This is a genomic window from Corynebacterium curieae (assembly GCF_027570035.1).
In the GTDB taxonomy this organism is placed as follows: domain Bacteria; phylum Actinomycetota; class Actinomycetes; order Mycobacteriales; family Mycobacteriaceae; genus Corynebacterium; species Corynebacterium curieae.
On sequence record NZ_JAKMUU010000010.1, the window covers coordinates 26818 to 37825 of the forward strand.

11 protein-coding genes are annotated in these 11008 nt (G+C 56.5%); 7 read left to right on the plus strand and 4 right to left on the minus strand.

Annotation, left to right across the window (positions count from 1 at the left end):
- The first annotated feature begins 13 nt into the window (after nt 1–13).
- From L8V01_RS11065 to L8V01_RS11085, 5 genes are read left to right on the plus strand one after another with little or no spacing between them, the layout of a single operon-like run.
- A complete protein-coding gene (locus tag L8V01_RS11065) occupies nt 14–580 on the plus strand; it encodes a hypothetical protein (RefSeq protein WP_070624141.1) in 567 nt (188 codons plus the stop codon).
- Between the two features lie 24 nt (nt 581–604).
- Nucleotides 605–1312: a hypothetical protein gene (locus L8V01_RS11070; protein WP_200287369.1), complete on the plus strand. Its 708-nt coding sequence runs from the start codon at nt 605–607 to the stop codon at nt 1310–1312.
- Nucleotides 1313–1366: 54 nt separating this feature from the next.
- Nucleotides 1367–3097 carry a type IV secretory system conjugative DNA transfer family protein gene (locus L8V01_RS11075; protein ID WP_070624137.1) on the plus strand — a complete coding sequence of 577 codons (1731 nt, stop codon included), beginning with the start codon at nt 1367–1369 and terminating at the stop codon, nt 3095–3097.
- An 18-nt stretch (nt 3098–3115) separates the two neighbouring features.
- On the plus strand, nt 3116–3472 hold the full coding sequence (locus L8V01_RS11080; RefSeq protein WP_070624135.1) for a DUF4913 domain-containing protein: 357 nt from the start codon (nt 3116–3118) through the stop codon (nt 3470–3472).
- A gap of 23 nt (nt 3473–3495) precedes the next feature.
- Entirely contained in the window at nt 3496–4122 is a 627-nt protein-coding gene (locus L8V01_RS11085) for a hypothetical protein (RefSeq protein ID WP_141752578.1), read from the plus strand.
- A 63-nt stretch (nt 4123–4185) separates the two neighbouring features.
- On the opposite strand, the gene mobF is transcribed toward L8V01_RS11085, so the two are convergent.
- Entirely contained in the window at nt 4186–8661 is a 4476-nt protein-coding gene (mobF, locus tag L8V01_RS11090) for a MobF family relaxase (protein ID WP_269947082.1), read from the minus strand.
- Nucleotides 8662–8893: 232 nt separating this feature from the next.
- Between mobF and L8V01_RS11095 the strand changes: the two genes are divergently transcribed.
- A complete protein-coding gene (locus tag L8V01_RS11095) occupies nt 8894–9268 on the plus strand; it encodes a 3-deoxy-D-manno-octulosonate 8-phosphate phosphatase (protein WP_234288087.1) in 375 nt (124 codons plus the stop codon).
- Nucleotides 9269–9307: 39 nt separating this feature from the next.
- Here the strand turns inward: L8V01_RS11095 and L8V01_RS11100 are convergent, their stop codons facing one another.
- Nucleotides 9308–9631, minus strand: a complete 324-nt coding sequence (locus L8V01_RS11100) for a hypothetical protein (protein WP_070624127.1) — start codon at nt 9629–9631, stop codon at nt 9308–9310.
- A gap of 68 nt (nt 9632–9699) precedes the next feature.
- Between L8V01_RS11100 and L8V01_RS11105 the strand changes: the two genes are divergently transcribed.
- Nucleotides 9700–10263, plus strand: a complete 564-nt coding sequence (locus L8V01_RS11105; RefSeq protein ID WP_234288088.1) for a hypothetical protein — start codon at nt 9700–9702, stop codon at nt 10261–10263.
- Between the two features lie 84 nt (nt 10264–10347).
- On the opposite strand, the gene L8V01_RS11110 is transcribed toward L8V01_RS11105, so the two are convergent.
- Both L8V01_RS11110 and L8V01_RS11115 read right to left on the minus strand, forming a co-directional pair.
- Complete coding sequence (locus L8V01_RS11110; protein ID WP_070624122.1) at nt 10348–10566, minus strand: hypothetical protein; 219 nt, start codon at nt 10564–10566, stop codon at nt 10348–10350.
- 148 nt (nt 10567–10714) lie between these two features.
- Nucleotides 10715–11008, minus strand: a 294-nt coding sequence (locus L8V01_RS11115) for a hypothetical protein (RefSeq protein WP_269947083.1), incomplete at its 5' end; no start/stop codon positions are given.

Below are 11008 nucleotides of genomic sequence, written 5' to 3' on the forward strand. Positions count from 1 at the left end.
AGGCAGGACAGCAATGAAAAAGACAGCTATCGCACTCGCCCTGGCCAGCACTGTAGCGCTCACGGCGTGCGGAAATGATGAGCCGGACGGAACGGATACCGGCATGGAAGACCCCACGGTAAGCCAGTGGGAGCAGCCCGAAGTGCGCGGCCCGCTTCAAGACACTGACCAAGAAGACGTGGACAAGGTAGCCCATGATGTTGTCAAGCAGATCTTCTCCTGGTCTCCAAAAGATGATCACACCATCGCCGATGCAGCCCGCAAGGCCGAGCCATTGATGGATGAAGACTTTGCCTACAACAACCGAAATTCCTGGTCAGGAATGTTCAAAGTGCCTGGAAAACAATGGGCCAGCTGGGTCGACGACAAGGCTACGGCCTCGGTAGAGCTCACCGAAGGACTCGAAGAGCGTCCCGAAGACACCGATATGGAAGCCCGACGCCAGTACTCGGTAGAAGTCACCGTCAAAGGTCACAAGCACGAACAGAAACTGCGCTATGACGTCTTCGCGCACTTTAACAACCTGGGGTGGTGGAGGCTAGACAACATCACCATTTCTCAGCCGCAGACCATGTCCTAAACAGATCCAACAAGGAGTAACACCATGAGCAAAGCCAGTGACAACGCCCGATTCGACGAAATTGAAAACCTTGTGACCTCGGAGGAATACAAGGACAGGCTCAAAGCAGCAGAAACTACCTCACAACTGCGCGAGGTTGGAGCAGAGGCCGGCGTCGATGTCGACGACCGCAGTGACATGGGCAAGTTCATACACAAGCTAAAAATCCTCGGCATTGACTACAAGGCCATGTCATCTGTTGAGCGGGAAGAGCGGCAAGCGCGCCAGCACGAGCGCGCCGAAGAACTCGCACAGAATGACTCCACCGGCCCTCGCCTAGACATTTGGACGGGCGCAATAGAAAGCGACAAGAGCGATAAAGGAGCCTTCGCCCTAGTTGACGAGACGGGAGAGGCTATCTGGTTTGGCAGCTTCTTTGACAACGACCCCATCTATACGCCGGGCGATATTGGCAGCGCCGAGCAATCAGCCGCAGAGAAGGCGGTGTACCTGGCTCGTCGCGTACAGGACGAAACGGGAGCCGAACTCATTGATCTGCATATCCACACTGAATATCCCGATCTTGATGAAGATGAACTGCGCCTTCGAGGCGTTGTCAAAGACTCGCAAGTCGCAGTGACCGTTGAGGTCGATCCGACAGATGAGCGCGCGTCCTCGGTAGCGCGTATGGGAGGGTTCCGTTCGCTGAAAAACGTTGACCTTGCAAGCCTTGTCGAGCTCGATGATGAATAACCGTCAAAGTGACGAAAACCTGCAGGTAAATAGCACAGGAAAGGACGAAGAGTAATGGGCAAAACCAACCCCAGAAACTCAGGCGGGCCAGGAACTGACGGGCAAACCATCTTCCTTGCTGTCATTCTCGTAGCAGCATTGTCCGTACTTGGCACCGTGCAAATCGGTGCGGTAGCAAGCTGGAAGCTTGCCGGTAAAGACAAACCACCTCTCAACCCATTTCAAACACTAGCCGGTCTTATCAAAGGTCAAATAGAGTGGACAGTCATTGCGACAGTAGCCGCAGTGCTGCTGTGGCTAGCTATTGCTGGATTGGTTTATCTATGGATGAAGTCCAAGCCGAAAAAGACCACCAGCACCACGGGACAGGCCTCAAAGTACCTAGCCCCCAAGGGCGATATTGCTTCCTTGTCGCGCAAAAGCGCAGAGAAGAAGGCAGCGAAGTTTATTGGCGAAGACGCCGCTAAAGACTATCCCGGCCTGCGCATGGGCAAAGATCTACAGTCTCGACGCGGGGTGTACTCCTCATGGGAAGATCTGTACCTCGTTATCTTCGGCCCTCGCCGAGGAAAAACCACGTCTCAGGTTATTCCGGCAATTGTCGATGCTCCGGGAAACGTACTGACCACCTCAAACAAGGCCGATATTGTCTATGACACTGCCGCGATTACCGAGGCGCGTGGAAACATCTGGATCTTCGATCCACAAGGCCTTGTTGCAGGGCGAGACGATCGCCCGTGGTACTTCGACCCTCTCGACGCGGTACGCCGCGACCCGATGAAGATGGACAGCGAAGCTATCGCGCTGGCCGATATTTTCCGCTCTGCAGCTCACGGTGATAACAGCACAGGCGACGCCTTCTTTTCAGAGGGCGGTCGCGACCTCCTCGGCAGGCTTTTTCTCGCCGCAGCATTGGACAACCGCCCTATTACCGACGTCTTCCGCTGGGTTAACGACGATGAAGACCGCACACCAGTAGGTATTTTGCAGCGCTTTGACGAATGGGAATCCATGGCCGACGCACTCAACGGAACCTACAGCATTACTGAGCGCACCCGATCCGGTCTATTTTCCCAAGCAGCGCAAATGGCCGCGCCACTGGGACGACGAGCTATCAGGCAGTGGGTTACCCCAGACGAGGACAAGGACAAGTTCGAACCAGAGCAGTTTGTCCGCGCCGACCACGACACGTTGTATCTGTTGTCCAAGGAAGGCGTAGACAACGCTGCTGCTCTAACGACGGCACTAGCAGCGGCCACGATGAAAGCTGCCGAGCGCTACGGTGAAGAAAATGGTCTGCGTCTTCCAGTGCCAATGATTGCCGCGCTCGACGAGGCCGCAAACACGGTTCCATGGCCGGAGCTTCCTAAGCTGTACTCCCACTACGGCTCACGTGGAATTATCGTCATGACGATCTTGCAGTCTTATGCCCAAGGCGTAAAAGCCTGGGGCAAGGAGGGCATGGAAGCATTGTGGTCTGCAGCGTCTGTACTGCTCTACGGCGGCGGTGTCCGTGATCAGGACATGCTCAACAAACTAGAACTTCTCATTGGCGACTATGAAGAGCTGACTAAATCCGTTTCTCGATCGGCAGATGGCGGACGCTCTACCTCGATACAAGCGCGTGAGAAGAAGATTCTCAACGCCGCAGAACTAGCTGCCTTGCCCTATGGCCAAGCGCTGGCTTTTACCGGGCGAAGGCCGTTTGCGCTGTATCTAGAGCCGTTCTGGGAGCGTACCTACTGGAATGAAAAGACCCGCCAGCTGCTTCCTGCACAACAGTAACTACTACCGGAGGAATCCATGGCAGAAGAGAAAATCGATCCCAAAGACTTCCACTACAAAAGCGTCTTCGAGTTCGTCGACAAGTTCCTAGTGACGATGTACCCGACTACCGACAACCGGATGAAAAACGTCGCGTGGTCTCCTACATGGTGGAATCACCCCGAGGTCGTTGCCCGCATAGATGGACTCTGGAAGCGCTACGAGTATCTGCGTGTAAAAGAACCCGATACTGCACTAGAGACTTTCCTGCGTCTGCATGGCGATTACCACATGCGACAAATCATGAAGGACGACGGAGTCTTCGCCGATTGTAAACGTGAAGACGTTCCGTCTCGTCCGCTACCAGTTACTTCCGCAACTAAACCCGCCTCCTAAACAAAAGCGAAAGGACACCTACTATGTCTCGTACATCTGTCGATGCGTCCACAGCCCGCACTATCCGAAACCTACGCCGCGCGCTACACGCAGAACGTGTACGTCGCTTTCCTCCGCGCACAATTCAGCCAGGCCCCAACGCTATAACCCGTATGGCAGGCGGCGCACTTGCAGTAGAGGGGTGCCGCGCGCTCATAGAAGAAAATGAGCAATCCCGCACATGGGTCATTGATGATTTCAACCGCCGCGGTATGGCCGAATCTGCCGCCGCTATCGCCGATAGCTACGAGGACAACATAGCCTTCACTGACGAAGACGGCCACGATTTCCGATTCTCTGTCCGGGATGGAGAACTCTCGCGCTATAGCGTAGAACGCCTTGGAAAAGACATCTCCGCTGCAGCAGGAGACGACGACGCCCGGGAGGTCACAGCATTGTCTCCGGCAGAAGTCATTGACGATCTAGAGGCCCAAGACGCAGACCCCGAAGCTGTAGAGTCCTATGCTCTCGCCGTAGGCGATAGTGACGTCTCCCCTAGTGACCAGCTAGTTGACCAGCTTCAGGCAGAAACCAGCGAGGAACTGGAATCTCCGGGCAACGACCTTACTGACGTAGCTGAACAAGCCGATGAGCAGGTTGCCGAAATGTAGCCATACACCCGCGCACAAGGCGGTAGAAAGACCAGACGGTTCTTTCTACCGCCTTGTGTTTATTTAGAGCTCTGGGCCTTGTTCTTCTTCAAGCTCATCAGCGGGTGCTTGCTCGTCGGTGGTATCGCTGTCGCTGGTAACGCTTTGCTGTTCGCCGCCCAGGCCGAGGCTGGCGAGGAAGTCGAGACCTGCTTGCGCGCCCTCATGCAGTTCACCGGCGTCTTCGTCTTGGGAGTTATCGGTGTTATCGGCTTCTGGGGTGGTCTCGGGCGCTGGTTGCGCTTCTTCTACGGTGTTCTGGACGGTGGTGTCTTGTTCGTCATGGTGGGTGTCGTCATTGTCTGGTTCGTAGGCGGCAGCGATGGTTTCTGCGACCATGTCGCGGATTGTCTCTTGTGATGGCTCGTCTACGCCCAGGCGGCGTAGTTCGTAAGTGCGTTGTGCGGCCAGGAGGTTGACTTCATCGGCGATGTAGCCTGCATGGTCGGCAACATCGTGAGGGATTTCCTCTGCGCGCAAGCGTATGGCGATGTCGGCGCGGTCGGCGAAGTCCATTTTCTCGCGGCGAATCGTATCGAGTCGCTGTTGAAGCTTATGGGTGTGCTCGCTGTCGTGGTGTTCGGCTTCGCGTAGGCGCTTGTCCCATTCTTCGGTGTCGTCGGCACGGTAGCAGATTTCCTCCCACAGACCTGCCTCCGGCAAGTTAGCACCAGTATCCTCAATGGCCTGCTGAGCTAAGCTGCGGCGCTGTTGCGCCTGTTCAAGACGCTTGTGCGCATGGTCTATGCGCTGTTGGTACGTGCCATAGCCTGCAGCGTTATGGTCGTAGGCCCGCTCGGCAACCGGGCGGGTGTAGTCCTCTGCCAGTAGGCGTTGGTGCTCAATGTCTGCCAGGGCAGCTTCTTCTTCACGAAGGGCGGCACTGTGGTCTGCCATGGCCTGCTCATAGGCGCGAATGCGCCCAGCATCAAGGCATATCTGCTGGTAGTCAGCCTGTACCTCATTTGCGGCTGCGTCTTTGTCCTCGTGGAGGCGGGTGGTGATACTTGCTTCTTGCCAAGTGAGCGATTCCACCTTGGAATTAGCAAAGCGTGCGTGCTCTGCCAGCACAGACTGGTTAAGCCGGTTGAGGTTTCCTTCCTTACTGGTAAGGCGAGCAGTTTCCGCGCGGTCGTAAGGGTTGTGGGTGCGAAGCCACGTATCGAGTTCTATATCTGTCTGACCAGATACAGGAGGCAGCTGGTTGCGCTTTCCGGTATCGCGCAAGCGGAGTTGTTCGTCTAGACGGTAGCGGATAAGCCGTGCCGGATCATGGGCGTTGTCAATATCGCGAGTAGCAGCGTCCATGACGGTGCGCGGGTCAATGCCCGCGTCGATAAGCTGTGCCCAGCCATAGCGAATAGGTGCTACACCGTCGTCGCTGGTCTCAATCTTTCGGGAAAGGTCGCCGGGTAGGGTGTCGATCCAGTCCGGCAGGTAAGCGTCGATGAAGTCGTTGGTGGCTTCATCTTTACCCATAAGCCACAGGCCCATCATGCGATCGGGTGAGGTTTGCTCGTCGACGACCTCGGCTATGACCTCGCGTGCGGCCTTCGGGCTGTTATCGCGGGCGATTACCTTGTTAAAGACGTCCCTGGTACTCGGGGCGTGGTCTATGCCCTGGTAGTGGTAGTGGCCTTCCTCGGCCAGCTCATCTAGCTGGTGCTCGGTTACCGCATAGATGTGGTTGGCAAGCTTGCCGCGTGTAAGTGCGACATACAGCCCTGCCCTATCGACGTGGTGGTCAATGACCGCGCGGGTGCAGTCCACGGTGCTGCCCTGGGCGCGGTGGACGGTAGCCGCATAGCCTAGCTGCACATTGTCGTGGACATAGTCTGCTGGCAGGCACAGTTCCTCGCCGGTTACTGTGTTGCGGGCGGTGATACTGCCGTTCTCGGCAATTCCGGTGACGGTCAGCAGCGTTCCGTTGTTAATACGGGTACTGGTAGCGGTGTCGTCGTCGTAGAAAGTCTGGTTTTTGCGCGCCAGAATCGTATCGCCCACACCTGCTTTTTCGCCTCTAGAAAGCTGGGCTTCCACGGTGGTGTCAACAACGCTCTGGGCGATGTAGTGGGCGCGGATTGTCTCGTTGAGTTCTGCCACATCGCGGTTGGTGGCAGCAATAAGCAGACTGGTTTTACCGCTAGAAATATCAGCCAGGTAGTCTGCTGCGGCCTTATCCAGCATGTCGCTGCGTGCGCCACCATTGACCCAACCACGCTTAGCGTAGAAGTCGAAAGTAGAAGAATCGCCCTCGCGCAAGCGCAAGCTGGTAGCAGATTGCTCACTATCTCCACCGAAGCGCACGACTTCGGAGAGTTGATTATCACTGCGGCCAGAAGCGTTGACCATTGCTCCGAAAAGTCCGCCGTTTTCGACCGCGCCGAGCTGTTTATGGTCACCGATAAAGCGCACGACTGCGCCTGCTTCTTCGGCAATTTCTAACAGTGAGCCGATGTTAGGGGTCGAGGCCATGCCGGCCTCGTCGACGATGATCATGTCGCCTGCGTTAATGGATACTGGAAGGTCTTTGAGGCTGTGGCCGGGCTTGGTTGGGTGGTTTCCGCGCCAGGTGTAGGTGAGTTTGTCGATGGTAAAAGCGTCAAAGCCTAAGTCTTTAGACAACACATCTGCCGCCTGTGCGGACGGGGCCAGACCAATCACATTGCGGCCCTGGTTCGCCCAGACGTTGGCGACAAGACGCATAGATGCGGTCTTGCCGGTACCTGCCGGGCCTACGCCGGTAGCAGCCAGTGTGCCGCAGGTAAGCAGGTAGCGCGCCATGGATTCCTGTCCTGTATTAAGGCGGAAACCAGCCTCGGCTTCGTGCTCATCGAGCGCTTTATCAATCGCTGCAGACGGTGCGAATGCAGCCACCGGTTCGTTAAGCGCAGCCAGTGCTTTGTCTTCGGTATCGAGAATGTCCTGGGTGGTATAAAGCTCACTATCAGCGCGGGTATCGCGAGCTTTACCTGCCGTATTTTTCAGCGCCTCCGGCAGTTCCAGAACATCGAAATCATTGAGCGCAATGGCCTTATCGCGCACAATAGCCTCGACCACAGTGGCGTGGATAAGGTCGCGCTCGGAAAGAGAATTAAAGCGATAGCCTTGGAGTTTTCCACCTGCAGCAGTAGCTACATGCGAGGTACGAAAATAGGAACGACGCCTCGTTACCGTGTCTACAACGTCGTCGATCAGGCCCGATAGGTGGGTCTCGGCGTCAAACAGTGGGCGCTCATCACGGCCAGAATCTGCGGCAAGTTGGTTGATTGCAGCGAGTTCTTCTGCTCCGTTTTCGCGGGCGGATACTTCATTTTTCCAGCCTGCGCGAAGCTCCGACAGGCTTTCTGGTTCACGCTTCGCGTCACGGGTTTCCAAGATAGCTTGCTGCCACAAACGACCCACCTCAACCGAGTTAGGGGTTGCGCCACGCTCGGCAACAAACTCTTCAACAAGGCGCTTATAGACCGGCTGTGCGCCACGTCGACGCTTAGAAAACGACTCCATCAACGACTCGGAAACACCGTCGATCTCCCACGTTGGTTCCTTATTTGCGCCGTGGTCGCGGGCGGTAAACGTGTAGCCCATCTCGTTAGAAAGCAGGGTGTTCAAGATGGAGTCATAGCGGTGGGAAATCGACTGATGATACTTCATCAACGTGTACCCATCGATGGACAACCAGCGTCCATCTTCGGTTTGCACCTTGTTGGATACCAGCACGTGCGAGTGCAGATCAGGGTCTCCTGCGCGCGTATCGTAGTGCTTAAATTCCGACGCTACGAAGCCTTTCGTCTTGACTTGTTCACGCCCTTGCTTGCCTACTCGGGTAAACAATGCGTTGTCTTCTGCCCACGCCATAGCCTCTTTGACGGCCTGGTGATGAAGCTTCTCAATGCGCCGCGCGGTCTCTTCATCAGACAACGCCCACACCACGGATACGGACTTGGCGGGCGAGAAAGTAAGGTCAAAACCCGACACAGACTGGCGCACATTGTCTTTAAGACCGTTGACCCAGTTGACGATTTCCCGGCCTGATTGCGGCTCGACGCCGTGTTCTTCAATGAAGAATTCTCGGCCAATATCCTGGACTAACTCGGCGCGCTCCTGCTTTCCCATCAGCGTGCCCGTTGTCTGCCTATGGCGGCGCTCCGCGTCACGAAGTGCCACCAAAACCGGCACATCATTAGTGAAATTAGCGAACGGTCGACCCAGCTGCACGTCCTTGATTTTCTGCCCTTCGGACATCTTCATATCCGCATCCGGGTGCAGCCCCTCGCCGTACAATGCGGCCATTTGAGACTCGGTAACTTCCCCACCCTGCACGACATTCTCGGTGTTCAAACCGGCCAAACCAGAGCCCAACCACCGCCCCGGTGGGGTGCCTTTCGCGTCGTAATACTTCGACAAACTTGGCGCGTCTGTCGGCCCATCATTGGTAGCCACAGAGCGCAACAGGTACTCATAACCTGTTCCGCTGTTGACTACGCGCAGGGTCATCATGCGCCCTAGTCTAGCAGCCAAAACCCGATTAACACTAAGAGTGCATATAGTGTGTGTTTGAAAGCGCGCTTGCGCGCGCCGACGCGGGCGTATGCCGCGTCTTGCCATAGTCCAGAAAGTCTCGTCTTTCTGTTTGGGCTCTGGTCATTTCGCGTCAGCGGGTGTTTGTGTCAGGGTTGCGGTGGTGTATGTGCGCTGGCATTGTGGGCTTATGGTTACCGCAAGTAAAAGTTTGAAGAAGCGTCAGGAACTGCGTCAGCATCTCGAAGAGGAACAGCGCAAGCTGCGCGACAGGAAGAAGAAGCTCAACTCGCTACTGTCGCTAATCGACCAGCGCGAGAAACTCGATGAGAAGATTGGCGAAGCCTCGCAAGAAATTATCGACCTAGGCGAGTCCAAGGAGCTTGTGCGCGAGCTCGTCGGTGTCAGCCAGCGGGACTTCAACGACATGCTAGGAGCCGCTAGTGACTCCTCCCCTAGTGCGCAGGATTCGTCTGGAGACGAAGAGTCGCACGCTGGTGATGATGAGCGCCAGGACAACGAAGAAGCCGCCAGCGCCTCTGAGGGCGCTGGCGGCGAGGATGACCACGCTTCTGATGGTCAGTAGTCAGTAGAGAGAAAGAGCAGTCTTTCGCGTCGAGTCTGGCTAGTACTTGTGCTCGTTGGGGTCGTAGTACTCGCCAGGGTTGGCGGGCGCGTCTTCGTAGGTGTTGGAGTATGGCGAGTCGTTAGTCTCGTCGGTGGCGCGCTCGTAGTGGTCGGCCATGGAGCCAATCATCACGCCGAGGAAGGTAAGGAAGTACCAGATGATGATCCAGGCGATGATTCCGCCTAATGCTCTGAGGATTCCTGCCACCAGTCCTGCGCGTCGTATCTGGGCGATGAGCATCCAGATAGGTATGGCGATAAGGGCAAGTTGCCACCAGCCGGGTACGTGGTTGGTGGATTCGATAAATGGCAGTGCGTCCATGGGGTTGTCCTTCCTCTCTGTGGTGCGTGCTGCCTATGGTGTCATAAGCGTTGGACGTGTGGGGTGTCATGAAAGACTTTGAGGATATTCCTTTTGCAGAGCTTGCTCACCTGGAGCCGAAGCGGCCGGCTTCGGCTCGGCAGTCTCGTGCTGCGCGTGTTCATGATCCGGAGCTTCCTTTTGACGATAAGACTGTCAAGACTTTCTTTGAGCATGTCGTGAAATCACCGCACGGGTGCTGGCTATGGGTGGGTTCCATTTCCTCTCCTGATGGGTATGGGCGGTTTACGTGGCAGCGCGGTAATCGTCAGCGCACTGTGGCGGCACACCGTTTTGCGCTTCTTGTCGCGGGCGAGTCGTTCGCCGCGCGCGAGGTTGCCGAGCACGAGTGCAACGAACCGCTGTGCGTGCGGGTCGGTTGTGGTCATGTGCGTAAGACAACACAGCGGGAGAACCTTCGCTATGCGGTAGCGCTTGGCCGTCATACTGGAAACAGGGTTGCTGTTACGGCGTTGAGTTCTCGGGTTGAGCGCTCGCGGCGGATTAGGAATGCGCTTCGTGATGGGTGGGACGAACGTCGCTACCGTGAGGCAATCTTTGGTGTCGATAGTGACCAGCAGACGTTGTTTTAGTGTGCGGTGTTTGTGTCAGGGATTGGGTGGGGTGTCCCCCTTTCTTTCAATGAGTGCGCCCCGGCGTGTGCCGGGGCGCTATGTCTACAGTGCGTTGGCTTCGACTAGTTTCCAGAAGTCGACGTTGGTGCGGACTCGGAAGCCGCTGCGGTTGAGGTTGATGTTTCCGTCGGCGTTGATGTCGTGAGGCCAGTAGATGAGTCGCTCGGCAATGGCGTTGATGTTGAAGCGGTGTGCCCACTCCCCTAGCGGGGTGATGATTTCGTAGTGGATTGCGTCGTTCAAAGTGGCGTAGGTTGCCATGAGTCTCTTTCCGTCTCGTATGCGTCTCGCTTGTGTGTTGTGCCGGTGTATCCGGCGCTGTGGTCGTCTGTGAGGCGTCCCTTGGGGCTTGGGTGCCCTGTGGCGGGCCCGGTGGGCCTGCGGCCCGGTGTGGGCCGCAGGCGGGGTCTTATATTTCGACGACCGTTGCTAGGACGGTGAGGAAGACTTCGGCGCGCACGATGATGGAGTGCTCTAGGTGGGTGGCGCGGCAGTTTTGCAGTTCGTTCCAGATTTCGGCGGCTTGGTGGTCGTTGATGGTGATCTCGCCGAGGTAGGCCCGTGCTTCGTGGCGGATGTGCTTTGTCGGTGCGGTGGTGTCGATGTAGGCGTAGTCGACGACGAAGCCGTGGTTCTTGTTGCTCCACCATTCGAAGGCGTCCATGTGGAGCTGTTGTTGTGGGGTGTAGAAGGTGGTGGTTTG